Here is a 22494-nt window from a genome sequence, read left to right as displayed (position 1 = left end):
TGCTAACATCTACCTGATAAACAAAAAAACCGACATGTGTCGGTTTTTTTGTGTCAGCGCGGTTGCGCTAGTGGCCAAATTTAATTCTTATTCCTGCATTGGCAATAAAGCCATCGTTACGGGACCATATATCAGTAGTCCATTGTCCGCTGGCGGCGCGGTTAGGCAAAAGCAATGGGTGTTCGTCGGTTTGGCGTACATTCAATAGGTTTTCTAAGTTAATGAAGTAACTAATGCGGCCCAGAGTGATTTCTCCCATTAAACCTAAATGCCAGTAAGGTTTAGACTCATTTAAATAAGGGTTGTCGTTCAAGCGCTGTACGCCGGTGTAATAGGCTTCAAAACCGGTTCTGAAACTGCCATGCTGTTCCCACATGGCCACAAAACCTGCTGAATGGCGGGGTGTAAGTGCAATTTCTTGTCTGCCTTCATTCGTTTCTGATACTTCAGTTGCATCAACGTACAGGTAACTCGCGGTTAGCTTTACATCACGCCAGTAATAGCGCACCAAAAACTCGGAACCACGAATTTTACTTTCACCTTCAGCATTCACTAACCTGACTCGGTCTAGTTCACTCGTTCCATTACTCGAAAATGCCTCTAACTCGGTAACATTATCAACGTTTGAACCAAACAAAGTTAAGCTCGTTTCAATATTGCCTAACGTATAAGTCACATCAAGCGAGGCAGTTTCTGCATCTTCTTCTTCTAAATCTTCAATACTGGCTAAGCGAGATAGTCCGGCTGCCTCTATTTCTTCAACAAAGGGAGTAGGAGCAAAGTAGCCCTGACCATAAGATCCTCTTACCGTAATATCGCCTGGACGATAAAGTAACGATACCCGAGGGCTGAACTGGGTGCCGAACTCGTTATGCTCGTCGACCCGGGCGCTAAGCGATGTGGTAAGGATGTCAGTAAGCTCGTAGTCGACTTGAGTGAAAATACCAGGAACCTGATAATCGTAATCAAATTCTGGGTATGTGTGGGAAGTGAAAACCTCTGACTGGTAAGCAATGCCTACCACCCAATCACTTTTATCCGTGTAGCCAGCTAGACTGGTTTCGGCTAAATAGCTCTCGTGTTCATCATCGTCAAAGTCGTTCCCGTACGCGTGCTCATGCTCTTGAAGCATCGCTGAGGCGCGAGCATTAAAGGTAAGTGTATCGAATACCGGTTTGTTAAATACAAACCCACCGTCAATGCGCTTTGAATCTTGTGTTTGCGCGAATGCCTCTGAATTGGCAACGGTTGCACCCTCTAGCGTGCCACCTTCACGTTGTTCTGTCATGAAGCCAGTAGTGACATAAAGGTTTTCGCCATCTTCCCCTTCCCAAAAAAGACGAGGGCGAGCGGTGTAGCGTTCATAACCTGCTAAATCAATCCAGCCGTCACCATCAATATCTTGTTCATTCTGGTAGTGCGCGCCTGCGGTAATCGACGTTTTTATTGAATCGTTAATGGGAGCTTCGAAATAGGTAGTGAGATCTTGGCCGTCTCGCGTGGTGGCATTAAGTAAGGTTTCGCCACTAAACTCATCGCCGGGCTGGCGAGACACTAAGTTAATAACACCGCCTAAGGCAGAGCCACCGTAAAGGGAAGAGGCAGACCCTTTTATAATTTCGATGCGACCCAAATCGGTAGGTGGTATTTGAAGTAGCCCGATAGAAGCTGCTTGGTTGCCATATAACGGTAAACCGTCTGCAAGCAATTGGGTATATCGACCATATAAACCTTGCAGTCTAATATTGGCACTGCCTAAAGCGGGCGAGGTGGTTTGCATTCTTACGCCGCCGGTTTCTGCTACCAGCATAGAGATATTTCCCGGACGCATTGCCGCTTTTTCTTCAATTTCTTCGCGGTTAATCAGTTCAACGCGAATGGGTTGCTCATCGGCTATACGGCCAGAACGGGTCGCTTGAATAAGAATCTTTTCAACCTCGTCGTGATGGTCATCATGAGCTTCACGTTGGTCATGTTTTTGTTCACCATGCTCATCTTTGTGCCCCTCTTGGTTCAATTGCACATCCGAGTGCTTAAATGTGTCGGCATGACTAGATGAAATTGCGCTAAGAAAGAACAGAATGATTAACGCGGTGGTTGATCTAAAAAGTGAAAATTGAGACATAATGCAACGATTGAAAAGTTTGGGTAATTACAGCATATTTTGCCTTATTAGTCTTTATGGTTTTATCCTGAAACCTCTTTAATTATTAATTGTTTAGATGTTTTTTCGTTTGCCTAATAAAATGTGCTATTCGTTTTTACGTTTGCTTAAAACACCTTTTTTTAATACTTTTTTGGTTTATATTCTGTCAATTTATGGGTAGGAAAGCAGATAAATACTGTCAATCTGTTGTGAAGCCTGCAGAAAATAGCCCTGTTTATAATTCAATACTCACTCTTAATCACTTTCAGTAATAAAAAAGTTTCATTTATTCTTTTCTCTTCTTGTAGAAAGTCGTTAGCCTTATGCCCATCGAATTAAGGCTAAAGAATTATGTCACAACAATCGAACAATCCATCGGCTACTGGTGCCGTATTAAATGAACAACAGTTCAATGCAATTACCCAAGCAATTTCTGGGTTAAACCGTGATCAACTGACTTGGATCAGTGGCTATGCTGCCGGTATGGCCGCTGCACAAGGCGGCGCCGTTGCGCCAACTGCTACCGGTGCAGTAGCACCCGCGCAGACTGATGCCCCTACGCTTACGATTTTATTCGGCTCGCAAACCGGTAATGCGAAAGGCGTGGCACAGCAGTGTCAGGCTAAAGCGGAAGAAGCGGGCTTTAACTCTAAGTTAGTTAGCATGGCAGATTACAAGCCTCGTTCGCTTAAAGCTGAAACCCATGTGGCGCTATTTGTTAGCACCCATGGTGAAGGCGATGCGCCAGATGATGCAATCGAGTTACATGAATTTGTTAGCGGCAAGAAAGCACCTAAATTAACTAACACCAAGTACGCGGTATTAGGGTTAGGTGATAGTAGTTACGAATTCTTCTGTCAAACTGGCAAAGACTTCGATGAACGCCTAGGCAAACTTGGTGGAACCGAGTTGGTTGCGCGTGCCGATTGCGATGTTGATTATGAAGCACAAGCTGAAAGCTGGCTGAACGATTTAATTGCATCCCTTAAGAATGACTTTAGTGCAGCAGCGCCTACTGCCCAAGCGGTACAAACCGGCTCGGCGGTTCAAGGTGCACCCGAACAAGCGTATACCAAAAAAGCGCCTTTCACCGCGACCTTGCTTGATGCTCAAAAAATTACCGGCCGAGATTCAGTAAAAGACATTCGTCATATTGAGATTAGCCTAGAAGATTCTGGTATCACCTATAAAGCAGGCGATGCATTAGGTGTGTGGTTTAAAAATGCGCCAAGTCTTGTTGATGCGTTCATAGATACACTTTCTCTTGATGGCGATGCAGAAGTGAAGGTTGCTGACGCAACGCTCACGTTGCGTGAAGCGCTAAGTAGCAAGCTTGAGCTTACGCTTAGCTACCCTAACTTCATTAAAGCCTATCAAGCAGCGACAGGCTCTGAAAGCTTAGCCGCGATGATGGAAGATAAAGCTAAACTGCGCACTTATATGGCAGAGCGTCAATTGATTGATATTGTGCGCGATCATCCGGGCAGCTTAACTGCGCAACAACTTGTTGAAGCGTTTCGACCGCTAACACCACGCTTGTACTCTATTGCGTCTAGCCAAACCGAAGTTGAAGATGAAGTTCATCTAACGGTAGCTCACGTAGACTATGAAGCCTTTGGTCATCGTCACCAAGGCGGGGCGTCTGGTTTCTTATGCGAGTATTTAGAAGAAAACGGTGAAGTAGACGTGTTTGTTGAAAACAACGATCACTTCCGCTTACCTGATGATGCTAATACACCAGTCATTATGGTAGGCCCAGGTACCGGTATTGCGCCATTCAGAGCTTTCATGCAAGAGCGTGATGCACAAGATGCACAAGGCAAAAACTGGTTGTTCTTCGGGAACCCACATTTCACGCAAGACTTCTTGTATCAAGTGGAATGGCAAGGCTACGTGAAAGACGGCCTACTAGATAAAATTACTTTGGCATTCTCTCGCGACCAAGAAGAGAAAGTGTATGTGCAGCACCGTTTGCTTGAGCATGGAAAAGAAGTGTACGAATGGCTTCAGCAAGGCGCACATTTTTATGTGTGTGGCGATGCAATGTACATGGCGAAAGATGTAGAAAACGCACTTATCAGTATTGTGCAACAGTACGGCGAAAAGTCAGAAGCCGATGCTAAAGCGTACTTAGTTGAATTACGCAAAGCGAAACGTTACCAGAAGGATGTCTATTAATGAGCAATGAAAAATCACCATTTATCGTTGAGGGCAAACTGGCTGACAACGAGCGTTTAAAGCGTGAAAGTAATAACTTGCGCGGCACTATCGAAACAGATTTAAAAGACGATTTAACCGGTGGGTTTACAGCGGATAATTTCCAACTTATTCGCTTCCACGGTATGTATCAGCAAGATGACCGCGATATTCGCGCCGAGCGTGCTAAGCAAAAACTAGAGCCGTTGCATAATGTAATGCTACGTGCCCGTTTACCAGGTGGGGTTATTACCCCTGACCAATGGTTAGCTATCGACAAGTTTGCCGCCGACCACACTATGTACGGCAGTATTCGTCTTACTACCCGTCAAACGTTCCAGTTTCATGGTGTATTAAAGCCGAAAATTAAGTCGATGCACCAAATGCTTAATAAAGCCGGTATCGACTCTATTGCTACTGCAGGTGACGTAAACCGAAACGTACTTTGTACCTCTAACCCGGTTGAGTCTGCCTTACACGTTGAAGCATATGCGTGGGCTAAAAAGATAAGCGAGCACTTACTTCCTAAAACCCGTGCTTATGCTGAAATTTGGCTAGATGGCGAAAGAGTTGAAACCACTGAAAAGCCAGTAGAACCAATTTTAGGTGACAATTACTTACCTCGTAAGTTTAAAACTACAGTAGTTATTCCACCACAAAACGATGTAGATGTTCACGCGAACGATCTTAACTTTGTGGCTATTGCTGAAAACGGTAAGCTGATTGGTTTTAACGTATTAGTGGGCGGCGGCCTAGCCATGACGCATGGCGATAAGAGCACCTTCCCACGTAAAGCCAGTGACTTCGGTTTTATTGGTTTGGATGACACATTAGCCGTTGCTGCAGCAGTAGTGACTACCCAGCGCGATTGGGGTAACCGTGTTAATCGTAAAAACGCCAAAACCAAATACACACTAGAACGTGTGGGTGTAGACAATTTTAAAGCTGAAGTAGAGAAGCGTGCAGGCGTTACCTTTGGCGAAACCCGTCCTTATGAATTCACGACTCGCGGCGATAGTTTCGGTTGGGTTGAAGGTATAGACGGCAAATACCATTTAACGTTATTTATCGAAAACGGCCGAATTTTAGATTATCCGGGTAAAACCTTAAAAACAGGGTGTGCTGAGATTGCAAAAATTCATACCGGCGACTTCCGCTTAACTGCGAATCAGAACCTGATTGTTGCGGGTGTACCAGCAGAAGATAAAGAAAAGATTGAAGCCTTGGCCCGTGAGCACGGACTTATTGCGCCAGAGACTTCAAATCAACGTCTTGATTCTATGGCTTGTGTTGCCTTGCCAACCTGCCCATTAGCAATGGCAGAAGCAGAACGCTATTTGCCTGATGCGGTAACGGAACTTGAAGGTTTGCTAGCGAAGCATGGTTTAGCGGACGACAGTATTATTTTCCGTGTAACGGGCTGCCCGAATGGGTGTGGTCGTGCCATGTTGGCCGAAGTTGGTTTAGTGGGTAAAGGCCCTGGTAAATATAACTTCCACTTAGGTGGCGATCGTGAAGGAACCCGTATTCCTAAGATGTATCGTGAAAACATCAGTGAAGAAGAAATTATGGCCGAACTTGATTCATTAATTGGCAAGTGGGCGAAAGAGCGTAACGGTAACGAATCGTTCGGTGATTATGTTATTCGCGCTGAAATTGTCGCGCCCGTTGTCGATTCAGCTAGAGACTTTTATGAGTAATTCGACGCTAATTAATAGCAGTCCGTTAGCATTTGATATCAGCAAGGAAGCCCTTGCCGATATCAATGTTGAACTGGAAGAGATGAGTGCTCAAGCCCGCGTTGCGTGGGCGCTTGAAAACTTACCTGACAGTCACATTGTGTCATCAAGCTTTGGTGCCCAATCTGCGGTTATGCTACACATGCTTACCCAAGCTAAGCCAGATATTCCCGTAGTATTAACGGATACTGGCTATTTGTTTCCTGAAACCTACAAGTTTATTGACGAGCTGAAAGACGCATTGAATCTAAACTTGCACGTGTATAACGCAGATATTTCATCTGCGTGGCAAGAAGCTCGCTTTGGTCGATTATGGGAACAAGGTGTTGAAGGCATTGAGCAGTACAACCGAATGAACAAGGTTGAACCTATGCAGCGTGCTTTGAAAGAACTTAACGCAGGTACATGGTTTGCCGGTTTACGCCGCAGCCAATCTGATACCCGCGGCAAATTACCTGTGCTTCAAAAGGTAGGCAATCAGTTTAAGCTCTATCCTATTATTGATTGGAGCAACAAAGATCTGCACTACTATTTGAAAGAGCATGGTTTGTCGTACCATCCTTTGTGGGATGAAGGCTATGTATCTATTGGCGATTGGCATACTACGCAATCATTGCAAGAAGGCATGAGTGAACAAGATACTCGTTTCTTCGGACTTAAGCGTGAATGTGGGTTGCACGAGTTTGGTGACGGAATTTAATCTGTCACCCCGTTCGCCTAGCTCACCGAAACAGTGGGGCTGGCGAACCATGTCTGAGTAGCCGGTCTAAAAAAGGCGGTGCTAAAATAGGTGGGGCTCAAACTGCGGGTTAATGAATATTAAAGACTTCGCTTAATACGCCCTTAAGTGCCGATAGGTAAGCTGGGTTTTGTTTTCTTGGTACGAGCTTATAAAGCTCACTACCTACTGCGGTAAACTTAAAATACACCAAGGCGACACCTGGCTGCTTACTTTCTAGTGTGAATTGCTCGGCACCACAGCGCCAACTTGTTTGTTGACCTTCTGCATACTCACCGCTTTCAATCTCACTGGCATAAAGTAGCTTCATATCTTGAAGGGCAAGTAAATCAGGATAGGAAAGACCCACAGAGGCTAAATTTAACTGTTCCGGTACTGCACGTTTGAAAAACGATAGTATGCCTTTTTTCCTATGGAAACCGACTAATATACGAGGGATGGTATCATGTTGCCGTCTACTGGCTATACTAACCGCCTTCGCAAAGACTTTCGCATCTCTGTGAGTAAGCAATTTTAGCATTTGTAAGCTGCGAAGAGAAAAGCTGCCGGGTTTACTTACCTCAACGGCAAAAATCTTGCCCCAAAGCTCCTGCATTCCTGGACTGTGGATCTCTTCTGCCATATTGCTAAAAGCAAAAAACCAATCTGGATCAAGTCCATCACTTTCTGATTCGGTTATAGTTACATTTAGTGCTATATTTAAGACAGCTTGGAGGTTTACAGCTTTTTGTAATTCAATTATCTGCTTTCTTCGTTCTAACGTGTTTCGTTGGCTTTTCGGATCTTTCGCCATTGAAGGAGAAATGCCGACACGAGAGAACCAAGAGAGTATCTTTTGTCGTACAAAGTGCGTCGGTGTATCTTGTTGCACGTTTTGAGTCGCACTTTGGTTTGGATTGTCGTTACGGCTAGCCGGCGATGGTTCAGTAGGGCGCTTGGTCTTAGGAAGTGAACTAGTATAAGGATCAGGGGTTATCTTCATTTTAATATGTAGATTGCCATTAAAAGCATAAACAATAGGTTACCACTATTGCATTGCAGTATCGAATTAGCAATTCTGATAAACATCATATGGGAAAAAGTATGTGTGAATCAGTGACGAGGGTTTAAGCAGTTATGTCGGCAACGGATTACGATAATGATGAACTTATCTTCTTAGATGACGATGGAAGTTCTGATATCGACACTACGATTTATAAGGAATGGAACATTCTCATCGTTGATGACGACGAGGAAATTCATACCGTTACGCGTCTCGCGCTCTCCGACCTTATTGTAAATGATAGAAAGCTTAATTTCTTACATGCCTATTCGGCTAAAGAAGCCAAAACACTCTTGCACGATTACGGTAAGTCTATTGCGATTATTCTTCTGGATGTAGTGATGGAAACTGACGACGCCGGTTTCGATGTTGTGCGTTACATTCGCGAATCTATGGGGCTAACCGAGCCTCGTATTGTCTTAAGAACAGGGCAACCTGGTTATGCGCCAGAAGAAGAAGTGATTAAGCTTTATGATATTAACGATTACAAAACAAAGACTGAGCTTACCCGCGCTAAACTGATGACCACGGTTATCTCTTCTCTGCGCTCCTATCAGCAAATAATGACAATCAATCAAAACCGCATTGGTTTAGAAAAAATCATTACCTCGTCGGCCAATCTTTTTGAAGAGCATTCTGTAAAAGGGTTTTGCGAAGGGGTTGTCACTCAAATTAGTTCGTTGATTGGATTAGATGCTGAAGGGCTTGTTTGCGCTAGGGCTGGTTCGGTTTTAGATAAAGACGACAACGGTGTGTATATCTTAGGGGCAGCTGGGGAATATGCTTCTTTTATTAATGAATCCATCGATAATATTAATAACAGTGAAATTTCAGAGCAAGTAGGTCGTTGTCTTCGCTTAAAACGTCATATTTTCGAATCTGATTCATCTGTGTTGTATATAAACCGTTCTGGGTTTGAAGCGGCCGTTTATGTGAACATGGTAAGTGAAATTACTAACCTAGATAAAAGCTTGTTAGAAGTGTTTTTATCCAGTATTTCAGTAGGCTACGAAAACGTAAACTTGTTCCATCAATTAAGAAATGCTGCTTTCAGGGATTGGCTCACACGACTTCCTAATCGTAATGAATTTATCAATATGCTCGATAAACCGCATATTTTTGCCTGTGAAAACTGTTCAGTCGCGCTTATTGATGTAAACCACTTTTCAGACATTAACGATGGTTTAGGCCAAGAGGCTGGAAACGAGTTATTGCGTGCTATCAGTGATAGGTTTCAAGCTTGCTTCGATGACTCGGTGAAAATTGGGCGCATTGGCGCGGATGTGTTTGGGCTTATCGGCCCTTCAAATGTGGTTAACCCAGACAATATCAATTCATTGTTTCAATCGTCGTTTAAAGTTAGCGACCACACCTTACCGGTGAACGTGACAATTGGGCTATGTCAGCTCGATGACAAACGAAATATTGGCTTAGAAATTTTGAAACGCATTAATATTGCGTTAAACCGCGCGAAAAAGAACATCAGCGATAACTTCGAATATTTTGCGAAAGATATTGAAGATAAAACGACGTGGCGCCTTGAAATGATCCGTCGCCTGCGTAGCGACTTTATGGCACGTAAGCTGGAGTTATGGTTTCAACCACAAGTAGACTTAGTCAGTGAAAAAGTGGTAGGTATGGAAGGTTTGCTACGTTGGCCTGATGGCAATAATGGCTATATTTCGCCGGCTGTGTTTGTGCCTATGGCTGAGTATTCAGGTCTTATTGTAGATATTGGTGAGTGGGTACTTGAAGAAGCATGCCGCCGATTGAAAGATTTAAAAGAGGCGAATTTCGGCGACTTACGGGTTGCGGTAAATATATCAATGCCTCAATTTAGAGATAGGTCATTTGTTAGTAAAGTGCTTGGCACTATTAGCGCATCTGAATGCGATCCAAGTCTACTCGAGTTAGAAATAACAGAAAGTGTGGTGATGGATGAACCGCAAATTGTGATAGATGCCCTTAGAACGTTAAAAGAGCATGGTGTAGCCATAGCAATAGACGACTTCGGAACGGGGTTTTCTTCTATGAGTTACTTGCAGCAACTCCCATTAGATCGTTTAAAAGTAGATCGCTCGTTTATCCGAGACATTGAACCGGGTAAAAGTGCAGTGCTTGCCGAGACTATTGTGACTTTAGGAAACAAATTAGGGCTGCTCACTATTGCTGAAGGGATTGAAACCAAAGAGCAAGCTGAGTATATGATTGAATTGGGTTGTAACGAAGCGCAGGGTTTCTTCTACGCTAAACCCATGCCATTTAGTGAATTGATGGATTACCTTGTATCGCAAAAAGACGCGAACTAACGATTCACTTTAGTCGTGGCGTTAAACGCTCTACCACGTGAGGTAGATACTCAGTTTCAAACCAAGGGTGCTGTGCAAGCCAGCGGTTGTTTCTACCAGACGGGTGGGGCAGCACAGCAAACCTCTCATCACGATTGTTCTTTATAGCGTCTGTTAACGTTCGGTACTCGGGTAAGTAATATTGCTGGGCATATCTACCGACAAGCAGGATTAATTCTGGTCGTATGGCGTCTAACATCCTATTGTGCCAAGTGGGGGCACATTCTTTTCTAGGTGGTGCATCAGCCCCATTTTTGTAGCCAGGAAAGCAAAATCCCATAGGCATAATGGCTAATTTGCTTTCATCGTAAAACGTTGTAGTATCAATTTTTAGCCACTGCCTCAGCCTTTCACCACTTTTATCACTGAAGGCTTTCGTGTTTTGATGTGCGATCAGGCCGGGCGCTTGACCAATTAGCACAACTTTTGCCTGTGGCCCAATTGAGAAAATTGGGTTTACGCCATAGGGAAGGTGTTCAATACACAACGAACACTGTTTCGCCTCTTTTACTAAATTATCAAAAATAATCGCCGAATTAGTCATATTATTTCACTTTGTAATATTGCTGTCATATTCCCATGATCCGATTTGACATTAAAACGTATATACATTATTATTTGATCATCGCAGTAATGAACTGCAGAACAGGAGATAAACCATGCGTAAAGTAGTACTAGGATTAACCTTAATGTCCGTCTTTGGTATTGCGCATGCGGGCTCTGGCGAAAACCAGCTTTTCGATTGTATGGACGCAAAATCGTTCGAATTGAATAATGAATGTATAGCTGAAAACATCAACAACAACATTCATTTCCGTGATGCACAAACTGAATTGGTAAATGTTGCCAGCGAAAGTCTTGGAGACTACGCAACTGCAACAATGACATTCGACCAAGAAAAGATGCAGATCGATATCGTAGCACATCGAGATGCGCTTTCAGCGCTAAATACTCTGGCTGCAAACCGAGATTAATCGCACTAAAAAAACCGGCACTAGGTGCCGGTTTTTTTGTGCCCAAATTTCCTTAAAATATTCTATTTAGCCCATTAATTGCTGCTACGCGATAAGCTTCGGCCATGGTTGGGTAATTAAAGGTCGTATTCACAAAGTAGTCGATGGTATTTCCTTCGCCCTTTTGCTGCATAATCGCTTGTCCAATGTGCACAATTTCAGATGCACGCTCTCCAAAACAATGAATACCTAAGACTTTCTTAGTTTCTCTATGAAATAGAATTTTTAAACTACCAACCTGTGTTGACGCAATCTGAGCGCGAGCCAAATGCTTAAACTGGGCTCTACCCACTTCGTAAGGTATTTTTGCGGCGGTAAGCTCTTGTTCGGTTTTACCCACCGAACTAATCTCTGGAATGGTATAAATGCCAGTGGGAATATCTGCCACCAATGCGGTGTGTGTCGTGGCCCCTAACATAGCTTCAGCGGCAAATCTGCCCTGATTGTAGGCAGCAGAGGCCAAGCTTGGGTATCCGATAACGTCGCCTACGGCGAAGATGTTATCTACTTGAGTTTGGTATTTTTCATTTACACTGAGTTGCCCGCGATTATCTGCTTTTAGACCAATGGCCTCTAAACCTAGCATGTCAGTATTACCGGTACGGCCGTTGGCAAACAATAAGCAATCAGCTTTCATTCGTTTACCTGACTCTAGGTTTAATACTACGCTGTCTTCTTTACCTTCCACCGACTTATAGGTTTCGTTATGCCTAATAAGTACGCCGTTGTTCCATAGGTGGTAACTTAGCGCATCTGAAATTTCGGTATCAAGGAAAGAAAGGAGTCTGTCTCGCATATTCACGAGGTCTACTTTTACGCCCATGCCGCGAAAGATACTGGCGTATTCTGACCCGATAACACCTGCACCGTAAATAATGATGGATTTGGGATCGTGATCAAGAGACAAAATAGTGTCTGAGTTATAAATTCTGGGATGATCAAAATCGATATCGGGTGGCGTGTAAGGGCGCGAGCCAGTGGCAATAGCAATTTGTGCCGCTGTTAAAATATCTTTCGAACCATCATCACGGACAATCTGTAAGGTATTAGCATCAAGGAAGCTAGCTTCACCGTGATACAAGTTAACGCGGTTTCTGTCATAAAATGACGATCTAAGACGAGTTTGACTTTTTACCACACCACTGGCGTGATGCATAATTTCTGCAAAAGTGAGGCTTCGGCTTAAATGATTGTCAGCAAAAAGGGGGGAGTTATTATATTCAATTAAGCGGCTAACGGAGTGCCTTAAAGCTTTCGACGGAATAGTACCCCAATGCGTACATCCACCTCCCACCGCTTCGTATCTTTCTACTACAGCGACTTTCTTGCCAGCTTTAGCTAATTGCATGGCTACGCCTTCACCCCCAGGTCCTGTGCCAATAACAATTGCATCATATTGGTAAGAAGGGGTTACTGGTTTGTCTTTTTGCTTTGTCGCCATAACTACATCCTATTTTTCAGTGGCCGCGTTTGTCGTAAAATAACTACTACTAATATTCTACGTTACTGGGTTTGTAACACTAACTCTAGTGCTAATCGCCAAATAAACAAAACCCACATGTGCAAAGCGCATGTGGGTTTTTAAATAAAGTGGCGTAGAGCCAATAAATCTACGCGACTTGAAGCGAAAGACTCTGCAATTGAAGCCATTTTTCTTTTTGAACGGCTAATGCATGCTTAAGCTCTTTGTACTTGTAGGTAAGCTCTAAGCCTTCTATGGTGCGTTTGAGTGATTTTTGTTTTACTTTCATCAAACGCTTTTTCGCCGCATAGTAATCAGACATACGTTGCATAAGTAGCTCGTACTCTTGCTCAATAGTTTGCATAAGCTCTTCTGCATTAGGTAATACAGATACTTGTTCGCTAGCGCGTTGCAATTGCATTGCTGCTCTTGCTTTTTCAATACGCTCTTCAGGCACACGACGTAGGTTATACGTTAGACCCATGTAAGAAAGCCCGCGGATTAACCATTTTGTTGGATCAAACTGATACCAACGAATACCGTTGCGATAGTCATATTCAAAAATATGATGGTAATTGTGATAACCCTCGCCAAAGGTGAAAAACGCAAGCACGCCGTTGTCTCTGGCCGTGTTTGAATCAGTGTACGGCTGGTTTCCCCAGAAATGTGCCAAGGAATTAATAAAGAAAGTGACGTGATGAACAAGCACCAAACGTAATACGCCAGCGACTAAAATCATGCCTAGGATGTCGCCATTTAACCAGCCCAAAAAGCCAGTAACGCCAAAGTTAGCAGCAAGAACGATTGGCAGGTAGTAGTTGTGTTGCCACATAACAACTTTATCTTTCTGCAAGTCTTTACAGTTTCTATAGTCGTCATATCGCTTTTCTTGATACTCGCGGAGCATCCAACCAATGTGTGCAAACCACAAACCGCGTTTTGCTGAATAAGGGTCTTTTTCGTTGTCATCTACATGACGGTGGTGAATTCTGTGATCTGAACTCCAGTGCAAGATACTATTTTGCAGTGCCATTGCGCCGCCGATAGCAAGTATTACGCGCACGACAATATTCGCATCATAGGTTTTATGTGACCACAGACGATGGTAACCGGCAGTAATTGACATACCAGTGAAATAAAATAAGAAAATCGCAGTGCCTATTTCCGCCCAATCAATTCCATGATTGATAACCCATACAGGTACGCCGATAAAGGCGATGGCGCCGGTAATTAAGAACACTAAGACATTCGTCAGGATAAGAGGTGGTTTATTCATTTTCTACAACTCAGCTTACAACTGTGCGCCAATTTATCGTTTTCTTGCTCATCAGGCAAGCAGAATGGACAGAAGTTCTGCTTACGTGTGTAAACTTTAATTATAGTAAGCTTCAAAAAATTGCCTACTACACTTTATGCTAAGGGCGTTTTAATGTTGTTTATAAAGGAAATTATTGAGTTACTTACATCTATAGGCGCTTCGAGCTGAGGGTAGTGTCCAATATTAGACAGTCTTACAATATGCTGCCTCGTGATAATTTCTTCATATCGTTGAGCCATATGTTCACCGGAGATAGCATCCGCACTCCCATTGACAATTTGAATCGGGCAGGGGCTATGTTTAAGAGCATCAACTTATCTTTCTCTGTGTGTAATTCGCTCGTTCATATAGCGAATTAGCTTATGGAAAACCCGCCTTCCTCCTCGACCATTTATTAATTGCCAAAAGTCTTCTAAATCTTGTTCGCTAGGTAGGGTGCGCTCACCAAATACATCGCACATGCTGCGCGTGATACTTTTCTTACTCATGCATAAGCCATTTAAATTACCTACTGCTGTATAAGTGTTATGTAGTGCTTAATTACTAGAAGCACTGTTATGAGAGTTAAGGTTTTGTCGAATGGCATCTTCCATAACAAATAATCTATCTTGGCCCCATACCTGAATATCTTTATATCTGAAAACGGGCACACCCCAACTGCCTTTTTGGTATATATCCGCTTGGTTTGCAGTAACCTCTTCTTTGTAGTCAGTATTGTTTAGATGCAACTTCGCTTCCTGCCAAGACAAACCTGCGCCTTCTACTATTTTCTTCATTCCACTATCAGTATCTGCTCTAACACCATGGGCATTTACCGCCTTGGCGAACGATAACAAATAGTCTAGATACTTGTTGTTTTCCCGAGCATAAGCTAATAGTGCATAGCATCGCTCTACACCTTCACCTAACGGGTCGGCGAGAAACCCATAATCAATCCCCAGTTTTTGCGCTTCGCGTTTTGTGTCTAGAAAAATATAAATGGCTTTTTTAGGGGGGACATACAACCCACGCATCATCATCGGCAGTACTGGCTTTACTTCAAGGGGAATGCCGTAGTGTATAGTTAGTTTTACCGCCTGTAGCAACGCAATATAAGAATAGGGGCTACGGGCAGACCAAAACAGCGTTAAGGGCTCGCTGTACTTTTCCTTCACGTCAGTAAAATTGAAAGGCTGAAAAAGCGGTGCGTAGGTTTTATTAAATTCAATTTGAGTGTTGGGTTGATTTGCATAGCCTTCATCGATAAGTCGACGTTCTAGGTGATCGAGCCTATCTACACCCCAATACCATTCGCCATCGTAATAAGTCGTGGCGGGCAGGTAGTGACCTTTCAAGAAAAGTTGATGTTGGTGTGCTTTAAAACGTTTCTCTAATGCCGCCTCATCAACGCTCAAGAAGGCATCAATCTGATCACCTTTCCAATAGGCAAGTAGTAATTCAGTAATACCTGTCCATGAAGTGCCTTCATCTATTTTTTGCTGAACGGCACAGGACGCAGTAAAAACTGAGCGAGCTTGGTGAGTAACCCCAGTAGCCGAGCACGGAAACTGAAGGCGGTAGACGTTTGCTAAATGCATCGCATCGTTAACTGAGTGTTGGTTCCACATAGCTAATTCGGGGAACATCACTGGATCTGAATTGATAATGACGCGAGCTGTTATCGTGACGCGATACTTTTCTTCTAGTTTAGGTAAAGCTTGAACAAGTAAAAGTGAGTAAGGGTCATCTACTTTAATGAAAACCTCTAATTTAGGTACATCACGAGTAAAAAGGCGTGCACAAGTATAATAGGCACGTTTAATACTTCGTAGCGTGTTACTCGAAATTAACTGTAGCACGTAAGGCTGAATACTTTTTTTCATTATTAGGTCAGCTATTTTTGTTCATATAGGTCGTTAACTCCATGTAGACGCTTAGTGCCATAGCCTTATATTCCGACAGTAATTGGAGCTAGGGGGATAATGGCTATATGGTTAACAACTTGTTAAAATAAGGCTGTACAGTAACAACAGTTACTAAAAAACGCTACGGAGATAGTATTGAGTAAGCGCTAATAGTTTTTCGGCCTAGGGCAGAATGAATTTAAGCTTCTCCCTATAGGCACTCATGCGATAGACTAGTAAAGACTAACAAACTGGTATTATTGTGACTCGTCAGGAACAAAAGCTTAAAACCCGCCAAAATATCATTCATGCGGCATTCCTATTACTGGATGAAAACCGCAGTTTGTCTGCTATTAGCTTACGTGAAGTAGCACGAGAAGCTGGCATTGCACCAACGTCTTTCTACCGACACTTTAAAGACATGGATGAATTAGGATTAACACTGGTGGATGAAGCTGGGTTAGCCCTTCGTCAATTAATGCGCCAAGCTCGCCGTCGAATTGCTTCAGGTGGCGGGGTAATCCACACGTCAGTTGAAACCTTCATGGAGTTCATTTCTGCAAACAAAAATGTATTTCGATTATTGTTGCGGGAACATACAGGCACATCAGCTGCATACCGAATGGCGGTCTTTCGCGAAATTCAGCATTTTATTGAAGAGCTAACCGATTACATCATCGAGCAGCAAAGCGTAGAGTACAACATTGCGCAGCTCCAAGCGGATGCTATGGTTAGGTTGGTATTTAGTGCAGGGGCAGAAGCACTAGAAGCTGATACTAAGTTGAAGATGGAAATTGGCGAAAGGGTTAAAGCCCAATTACGTTTCGTGCAATTGGGCGCAATGTCGAAGCTTTCATCAGAGATATCTTCCGACGCATCTTAAGCTTTAAAGCCTAAGTGTGCTGCCGATTTATTGACAATATGCGACATTCACAATATACAGAGCATTACTTTTTGGTGAGTAACACACCTGCTTCTATATGGTGGGTGAAAGGGAATTGATCGAACAGCGCCGCATTTGCTACTTCGTGAGTTTCACAAAGCAGGCCTAAGTTTTCAGCTAAGGTTTCAGGGTTACAAGAAATATAGATAATATTATCGTACCCTTGAATCATCTTTAATGAATCTACGTCTAACCCTGCCCGAGGAGGGTCGACCAATACAGTAGTAAAATTGTATTCAGTTAAGTTGATACCTTCTAAACGAGAGAAGCTTCTTTCCCCGTTCATTGCTTCAGTAAACTCTTCAGCCGATAGTCTCACAATTTTCACGTTATCTAAGTGGTTTGCCGCAATATTATATTGCGCTGCTTGTACCGAGGGCTTTGCTATTTCGGTTCCTATCACGTTGTCAAAATGAACTGCCAATGGCATTGAGAAGTTCCCTGCACCACAATACATTTCGAGTAAATCGCCGGTTAGGGGAGCAGAGCATTCAAGTGACCACTCAATCATGCTGCAATTCACTTCTGCATTAGGTTGAGTAAAGCTATTTTCGATATGTTTGAATTCAAATTCACGGCCATTAATAGGTAGACGTTCTATAATAAAATCGTTACCCACAATGCGTTTTTGCTTTCTAGCCCGCCCAATAATACTTACCGCGGTAAATTGCGTAGCTAAAAAGGTGCGAAGTAGTTCAGCTTGCGCTTCCCATTCATCATCAAGTGGCTTGTGATAAAGAAGGCTAATAACCAGTTCGCCGGATAGCCCAGTTAAATAATCAATTTGGAAAAGTTTTTTGCGCAGCAGTTCATTTGGCTTTAAATATTCTATTAACTGCTGCATTGCATTGTTGATGGTTTCACTTGCTGGTGGAAATGTATCTACGCGGTATTTCTCTTTAGAACCCTGATCGAACATGATGTGATAAAGATCGTCACCGTCATGCCATACGCGAAATTCAGCTCGCATGCGGTAGTTTTCAGGTTTAGACGGATACACCGACAGGGTAGGGGCGTTAAACGGCGCAAGGAGAGTACCTAACCGATCCACTTTCTCATCGAGTTGAGCTTGATAGTCTTTTGCAGTGGTGGTTGTCATGTGGTTCTCCGAACATCATTTAAATAAGGCTGCGAATTGTAGTGCCTTATATTATATGTGCAACGGATAAAACTCACAGAAGCAAAAATTTAGTATTAAAATTAAACAATACGTGATTGGTGCCGATAACTTGATTGAGGATAGTGAGGATCAAATTATGAACGTGAGTCAAATTAAGGCTTTCATGGGCGACCAGAAAGTGGATGAAAAGGCATCGGTTCACCCGAATGAAGCTATAAAGAAGCAGCTTCAACAGGAAGGCTTACAACAAGCTGCCGAGTTTACCAAGCAGCATTCAGCGACGGTCACCGTGAATAGCACGCAAACCAGTATTGGCTTAAAGGTCTTCAGTGGTAGCTTAAGTCAGAATGTGGTTGTTGATGGCAAGCGCCCGAATGAAAGCAAACAGTCAGGTGACGGCGAAGAAAATAAAAGTTTATTCGATTTCGAGAAAGTCGCACGTAATGTACTTGGGTTCGTGACCGGTGTCATTCAAGGTGCGGCTGATGGAGGTGCGGATGACGATACCCTGAAAGGGTTGTTTGGTCAGGCCCGTGAAGGGGTAAGTCGTGGATTCGCTATGGCTGAAAAGGATCTCGCTGGCTTTATGAATGATGAGATTGAAGAAGGTGTTACGCGTAGTCGCGAAATGATAGACGGCGGCATCAATGATCTGGAACAGAATATCTTCAATCCTAATCCAGTGAGTGTGAGCGAGCTTAACGCGGTATCTGCATCTGATGCTAAATCAGGTAGTTTGCTTATTCGAACCAAAGATGGGGATGAAGTAAACCTTAGCTTTGAAAGTATCAGACAATTTAGCGCTGCGAGTCAGGCTTCGCTGTATATACCCGCAAATGACGATACTGAAGAATCTAGTTCGAATACAGGTTCAGTTGTGGCGCAGCAGTCATCTCAATATGAATACTTTGAACGAAGTGGCATTAGCTTTTCGTTAAAGGGTGAAATAGACGAAGATGAAATGACAGCTATTGCAAACCTTGTGGGTGAAGCACAAGATTTAGCTGATACCTTCTATAGCGGCGATATGGATAAGGCGTTCGAACAAGCATTGAATTTAGGTTTCGATGATAAAGAGTTAGTTGGGTATGCGTTGCAGTTAAACCGTACTACACAAACCGAAATGGTAAAGGCTTATGAGAACGTTAAGCATTATAGTGAAGAAGGTGAAGCGGAAAACCAATACGGTAATGTTGTAAGCCCAATAGCACAGTATCTAGAAAAGATGATGTCTACATTTGGAAATGCTGAGAATACATTAGGCTCTGGCGATGATTACAACACATTGCTTGCAGGTATTATTAGTGAAATGAAAGATGTACAAATACCAGATTTAGTATCGGCTATAAATCGCTTCCATACGTTTAACCAAAACTTATTGAACGCGATGCCACAGCAAGTGGCTTCAGAATAAAGTAAAAAAAACCTGGGTCATGCCCAGGTTTTTTAATTTATGCTTGTTCTACTTTATCTTTAGCTGGCCTAACTTTTAATGTTCGCTCTTGGAACACTGAGTCGTTAGTCTTCGCTATTACTGGGTCAAGGTCGCTCGTTATCACTTCAATAAAGCCATAACCTTTTCGCTTGCCAGTTTTTCTATCCTTCATGAGTCGGACAGATTGCACTTCGACAAAACTACCAAAATACTCTTTAACCGCAGATTCGTTTGCACGATACGGTAGATTACCCACATAGAGTGTTTCAGTGGTTGTGCTGCTGGTGGAGGGCGCAGCTGTTTCAGAGGGTGAATTGTTAAGGAGTGAAGCTAGCCACGGCGTTAAAATACCGCTTATTAATAAAGACGCTGAAACCGTTAACGGAACGTGCGCTTCTATACTAGCTGATGAAAACAACAGATATCCTGCGATTGCAAAGATAGCACTAATAACAGTGCATTGAATAAAGCCTACTTTCATATACGAAAACGAAACGCGTAGAATGCGCATCCGCTTCGAAGAGAAGCGCTCATCGAAAAGGCAACGGCCGTTCGGGTGAGGTGAGGAAGTCTAAGCAACTATATGTAGTGTTAGTCCTCCTTGCGCAAAAACAGAATGCTTCGCATTATGATTTTTGCACGATAGTTCTTTAACAATTTATAACAAGACAATCTGTGTGGGCACTCATTAAGAGTGTCACACAACGACGATTCATATTCGATATATTTATTTAATTGAAGAGTTTGATCATGGCTCAGATTGAACGCTGGCGGCAGGCCTAACACATGCAAGTCGAACGGAAACATGTCTAGCTTGCTAGATGATGTCGAGTGGCGGACGGGTGAGTAATGCTTGGGAACTTGCCTTTGCGAGGGGGATAACAGTTGGAAACGACTGCTAATACCGCATAATGTCTTCGGACCAAACGGGGCTTCGGCTCCGGCGCAAAGAGAGGCCCAAGTGAGATTAGCTAGTTGGTGAGGTAAAGGCTCACCAAGGCAACGATCTCTAGCTGTTCTGAGAGGAAGATCAGCCACACTGGGACTGAGACACGGCCCAGACTCCTACGGGAGGCAGCAGTGGGGAATATTGCACAATGGGGGAAACCCTGATGCAGCCATGCCGCGTGTGTGAAGAAGGCCTTCGGGTTGTAAAGCACTTTCAGTTGTGAGGAAAAGTTAGTAGTTAATACCTGCTAGCCGTGACGTTAACAACAGAAGAAGCACCGGCTAACTCCGTGCCAGCAGCCGCGGTAATACGGAGGGTGCGAGCGTTAATCGGAATTACTGGGCGTAAAGCGCACGCAGGCGGTTTGTTAAGCTAGATGTGAAAGCCCCGGGCTCAACCTGGGACGGTCATTTAGAACTGGCAGACTAGAGTCTTGGAGAGGGGAGTGGAATTCCAGGTGTAGCGGTGAAATGCGTAGATATCTGGAGGAACATCAGTGGCGAAGGCGACTCCCTGGCCAAAGACTGACGCTCATGTGCGAAAGTGTGGGTAGCGAACAGGATTAGATACCCTGGTAGTCCACACCGTAAACGCTGTCTACTAGCTGTTTGTGACTTTAAGTCGTGAGTAGCGAAGCTAACGCGATAAGTAGACCGCCTGGGGAGTACGGCCGCAAGGTTAAAACTCAAATGAATTGACGGGGGCCCGCACAAGCGGTGGAGCATGTGGTTTAATTCGATGCAACGCGAAGAACCTTACCTACACTTGACATGTTGAGAAGTTACCAGAGATGGTTTCGTGCCTTCGGGAACTCAAACACAGGTGCTGCATGGCTGTCGTCAGCTCGTGTCGTGAGATGTTGGGTTAAGTCCCGCAACGAGCGCAACCCTTGTCCTTAGTTGCCAGCATTTAGTTGGGCACTCTAAGGAGACTGCCGGTGACAAACCGGAGGAAGGTGGGGACGACGTCAAGTCATCATGGCCCTTACGTGTAGGGCTACACACGTGCTACAATGGCATATACAGAGGGATGCGAGACAGTGATGTGGAGCGGACCCCTTAAAGTATGTCGTAGTCCGGATTGGAGTCTGCAACTCGACTCCATGAAGTCGGAATCGCTAGTAATCGCAGGTCAGAATACTGCGGTGAATACGTTCCCGGGCCTTGTACACACCGCCCGTCACACCATGGGAGTGGGATGCAAAAGAAGTAGTTAGTTTAACCTTCGGGAGAACGATTACCACTTTGTGTTTCATGACTGGGGTGAAGTCGTAACAAGGTAACCCTAGGGGAACCTGGGGTTGGATCACCTCCTTACCATGTCGATGGTGACATTGTTAGTGTAGTGCCTACACAGATTGTTTTGTTATTAAATGAAGAACGACACGAAGTTTTTTGTAGTTATACAGAAAATGGGGCTATAGCTCAGCTGGGAGAGCGCCTGCCTTGCACGCAGGAGGTCAGCAGTTCGATCCTGCTTAGCTCCACCACTACAGGCTTGTAGCTCAGCTGGTTAGAGCGCACCCCTGATAAGGGTGAGGTCGGCAGTTCAAGTCTGCCCAAGCCTACCATTTACCTTCACTTGCTTTGCAAGTGGTCGTAAAAAATCCGCTTAACCGGAAGCGGAGCTTCCTGACGGTTTTTCTACTCGCTAAAGTTAGCGGTAGTTATGAATCAACTTAGAAAGCTTGTTTTTGTGTCATGTTGGACCATGAATCCTAATGAATTTTTACTCGAATGAGTAAGCATTGATTAGGGTTTTTTACTCTAAGGAAGAAAGTAATGCTTTTAGCATGAAATATCCAACGTTCTTTAACAATTTGGAAAGCTGATATTTAATTAGTAAATCAATCAAACGAAAGACGTACTTACTACTCTACTTGACTTGAATTGCTTGTTATCAATCTTAATTTGATAGCAAGGCAATTTCACGATTAGCTTGTCATGCATACAACTGAGTTAGATCTCATCCAGTCCTGATTTCAAAAGGCGGGAGAGCTCTTCGCTCAATCATTGTTTTAATATCACTTCGGTGTGTATTAGCGCAATGGGCGAGGTAACAGTTTCTAGTCGACTAAATCGACGCGTAAGCGAAGGCACATACTTTTAGTATGTAACTGAGCGAACGAGGAAAATTTAGGAAGAATAGGAAGTGTTAACGA

At 43.7% G+C, this 22494-nt stretch carries 16 protein-coding genes, 2 tRNA genes and 1 rRNA gene; 10 read left to right on the top strand and 9 right to left on the bottom strand.

The annotated features are described in order from the left end of the window. Positions 1-67: 67 nt before the first annotated feature. Complete coding sequence (locus AVL57_RS16690) at positions 68-2125, bottom strand: TonB-dependent receptor plug domain-containing protein (RefSeq protein WP_057789410.1); 2058 nt, start codon at positions 2123-2125, stop codon at positions 68-70. Positions 2126-2497: 372 nt separating this feature from the next. On the opposite strand from AVL57_RS16690, the gene AVL57_RS16685 reads away from it, so the two are divergent. Genes AVL57_RS16685 through AVL57_RS16675 form a run of 3 tightly spaced genes read left to right on the top strand, consistent with a single transcriptional unit; the run spans position 2498 to position 6781 of the window. Next, positions 2498-4324, top strand: coding sequence for an assimilatory sulfite reductase (NADPH) flavoprotein subunit (locus AVL57_RS16685; protein WP_057789412.1), 1827 nt, complete (start codon positions 2498-2500; stop codon positions 4322-4324). Beyond that, on the top strand, positions 4324-6042 hold the full coding sequence (gene cysI, locus AVL57_RS16680) for an assimilatory sulfite reductase (NADPH) hemoprotein subunit (RefSeq protein ID WP_013782651.1): 1719 nt from the start codon (positions 4324-4326) through the stop codon (positions 6040-6042). The genes AVL57_RS16685 and cysI overlap by 1 nt, the downstream gene beginning before the upstream one ends. Further along, positions 6035-6781, top strand: a complete 747-nt coding sequence (locus tag AVL57_RS16675) for a phosphoadenylyl-sulfate reductase (RefSeq protein WP_057789415.1) — start codon at positions 6035-6037, stop codon at positions 6779-6781. Before cysI ends, AVL57_RS16675 begins: the two co-directional genes overlap by 8 nt. Before the next feature lie 109 nt (positions 6782-6890). Here AVL57_RS16675 and AVL57_RS16670 read toward each other — a convergent pair whose 3' ends face one another. Further along, positions 6891-7802 (bottom strand): TIGR03899 family protein, encoded by a 912-nt coding sequence (locus AVL57_RS16670; protein ID WP_063456780.1) that lies wholly within the window; start codon positions 7800-7802, stop codon positions 6891-6893. A 134-nt stretch (positions 7803-7936) separates the two neighbouring features. Between AVL57_RS16670 and AVL57_RS16665 the strand changes: the two genes are divergently transcribed. After that, the gene (locus tag AVL57_RS16665; RefSeq protein WP_057789417.1) at positions 7937-10171 is read left to right on the top strand and encodes a bifunctional diguanylate cyclase/phosphodiesterase; all 2235 of its coding nucleotides are present in this window, start codon (positions 7937-7939) and stop codon (positions 10169-10171) included. A 4-nt stretch (positions 10172-10175) separates the two neighbouring features. Here AVL57_RS16665 and AVL57_RS16660 read toward each other — a convergent pair whose 3' ends face one another. Next, positions 10176-10754 carry a uracil-DNA glycosylase family protein gene (locus AVL57_RS16660; protein WP_057789419.1) on the bottom strand — a complete coding sequence of 193 codons (579 nt, stop codon included), beginning with the start codon at positions 10752-10754 and terminating at the stop codon, positions 10176-10178. Positions 10755-10869: 115 nt separating this feature from the next. On the opposite strand from AVL57_RS16660, the gene AVL57_RS16655 reads away from it, so the two are divergent. Beyond that, positions 10870-11184 carry a hypothetical protein gene (locus tag AVL57_RS16655; protein ID WP_057789421.1) on the top strand — a complete coding sequence of 105 codons (315 nt, stop codon included), beginning with the start codon at positions 10870-10872 and terminating at the stop codon, positions 11182-11184. A gap of 52 nt (positions 11185-11236) precedes the next feature. Here the strand turns inward: AVL57_RS16655 and sthA are convergent, their stop codons facing one another. The 4 genes from sthA to AVL57_RS16640 form a co-directional block, all read right to left on the bottom strand. Next, on the bottom strand, positions 11237-12664 hold the full coding sequence (gene sthA, locus AVL57_RS16650) for a Si-specific NAD(P)(+) transhydrogenase (RefSeq protein ID WP_057789422.1): 1428 nt from the start codon (positions 12662-12664) through the stop codon (positions 11237-11239). 169 nt (positions 12665-12833) lie between these two features. Further along, positions 12834-13961 carry an acyl-CoA desaturase gene (locus tag AVL57_RS16645; protein WP_057789424.1) on the bottom strand — a complete coding sequence of 376 codons (1128 nt, stop codon included), beginning with the start codon at positions 13959-13961 and terminating at the stop codon, positions 12834-12836. Between the two features lie 356 nt (positions 13962-14317). Beyond that, entirely contained in the window at positions 14318-14491 is a 174-nt protein-coding gene (locus AVL57_RS21210; RefSeq protein ID WP_156454646.1) for a hypothetical protein, read from the bottom strand. 48 nt (positions 14492-14539) lie between these two features. After that, positions 14540-15865, bottom strand: coding sequence for a DsbA family protein (locus tag AVL57_RS16640; protein ID WP_057789426.1), 1326 nt, complete (start codon positions 15863-15865; stop codon positions 14540-14542). Positions 15866-16148: 283 nt separating this feature from the next. Here AVL57_RS16640 and fabR point away from each other — a divergent pair, with 283 nt between their 5' ends. After that, positions 16149-16769: an HTH-type transcriptional repressor FabR gene (fabR, locus tag AVL57_RS16635; RefSeq protein WP_057789428.1), complete on the top strand. Its 621-nt coding sequence runs from the start codon at positions 16149-16151 to the stop codon at positions 16767-16769. Between the two features lie 64 nt (positions 16770-16833). Here the strand turns inward: fabR and trmA are convergent, their stop codons facing one another. After that, a complete protein-coding gene (gene trmA, locus AVL57_RS16630) occupies positions 16834-17928 on the bottom strand; it encodes a tRNA (uridine(54)-C5)-methyltransferase TrmA (RefSeq protein ID WP_057789430.1) in 1095 nt (364 codons plus the stop codon). 157 nt (positions 17929-18085) lie between these two features. Here trmA and AVL57_RS16625 point away from each other — a divergent pair, with 157 nt between their 5' ends. After that, complete coding sequence (locus tag AVL57_RS16625) at positions 18086-19363, top strand: DUF5610 domain-containing protein (protein WP_057795900.1); 1278 nt, start codon at positions 18086-18088, stop codon at positions 19361-19363. Between the two features lie 37 nt (positions 19364-19400). On the opposite strand, the gene AVL57_RS16620 is transcribed toward AVL57_RS16625, so the two are convergent. After that, on the bottom strand, positions 19401-19865 hold the full coding sequence (locus AVL57_RS16620) for an RNA recognition motif domain-containing protein (protein WP_057789431.1): 465 nt from the start codon (positions 19863-19865) through the stop codon (positions 19401-19403). 251 nt (positions 19866-20116) lie between these two features. Between AVL57_RS16620 and AVL57_RS16615 the strand changes: the two genes are divergently transcribed. From AVL57_RS16615 to AVL57_RS16605, 3 genes are all read left to right on the top strand, one after another. Next, a 16S ribosomal RNA gene (locus AVL57_RS16615) occupies positions 20117-21649 on the top strand. 97 nt (positions 21650-21746) lie between these two features. Beyond that, positions 21747-21822, top strand: a tRNA-Ala gene (locus tag AVL57_RS16610). A gap of 4 nt (positions 21823-21826) precedes the next feature. Continuing rightward, positions 21827-21903: transfer RNA gene (locus AVL57_RS16605), tRNA-Ile, on the top strand. Positions 21904-22494 lie beyond the last annotated feature (591 nt).

This window comes from Alteromonas stellipolaris (genome assembly GCF_001562115.1).
GTDB lineage: Bacteria > Pseudomonadota > Gammaproteobacteria > Enterobacterales > Alteromonadaceae > Alteromonas > Alteromonas stellipolaris.
This window is presented reverse-complemented; position numbering and strand designations above follow the sequence as displayed.

Coding starts and splice junctions, on each gene's coding strand:
- AVL57_RS16690 (WP_057789410.1), bottom strand. CDS start 2,125: ATGTCTCAATTTTCACTTTTTAGATCAACCACCGCGTTAATCATTCTG.
- AVL57_RS16685 (WP_057789412.1), top strand. CDS start 2,498: ATGTCACAACAATCGAACAATCCATCGGCTACTGGTGCCGTATTAAAT.
- cysI (WP_013782651.1), top strand. CDS start 4,324: ATGAGCAATGAAAAATCACCATTTATCGTTGAGGGCAAACTGGCTGAC.
- AVL57_RS16675 (WP_057789415.1), top strand. CDS start 6,035: ATGAGTAATTCGACGCTAATTAATAGCAGTCCGTTAGCATTTGATATC.
- AVL57_RS16670 (WP_063456780.1), bottom strand. CDS start 7,802: ATGAAGATAACCCCTGATCCTTATACTAGTTCACTTCCTAAGACCAAG.
- AVL57_RS16665 (WP_057789417.1), top strand. CDS start 7,937: ATGTCGGCAACGGATTACGATAATGATGAACTTATCTTCTTAGATGAC.
- AVL57_RS16660 (WP_057789419.1), bottom strand. CDS start 10,754: ATGACTAATTCGGCGATTATTTTTGATAATTTAGTAAAAGAGGCGAAA.
- AVL57_RS16655 (WP_057789421.1), top strand. CDS start 10,870: ATGCGTAAAGTAGTACTAGGATTAACCTTAATGTCCGTCTTTGGTATT.
- sthA (WP_057789422.1), bottom strand. CDS start 12,664: ATGGCGACAAAGCAAAAAGACAAACCAGTAACCCCTTCTTACCAATAT.
- AVL57_RS16645 (WP_057789424.1), bottom strand. CDS start 13,961: ATGAATAAACCACCTCTTATCCTGACGAATGTCTTAGTGTTCTTAATT.
- AVL57_RS21210 (WP_156454646.1), bottom strand. CDS start 14,491: ATGAGTAAGAAAAGTATCACGCGCAGCATGTGCGATGTATTTGGTGAG.
- AVL57_RS16640 (WP_057789426.1), bottom strand. CDS start 15,865: ATGAAAAAAAGTATTCAGCCTTACGTGCTACAGTTAATTTCGAGTAAC.
- trmA (WP_057789430.1), bottom strand. CDS start 17,928: ATGACAACCACCACTGCAAAAGACTATCAAGCTCAACTCGATGAGAAA.
- AVL57_RS16625 (WP_057795900.1), top strand. CDS start 18,086: ATGAACGTGAGTCAAATTAAGGCTTTCATGGGCGACCAGAAAGTGGAT.
- AVL57_RS16620 (WP_057789431.1), bottom strand. CDS start 19,865: ATGAAAGTAGGCTTTATTCAATGCACTGTTATTAGTGCTATCTTTGCA.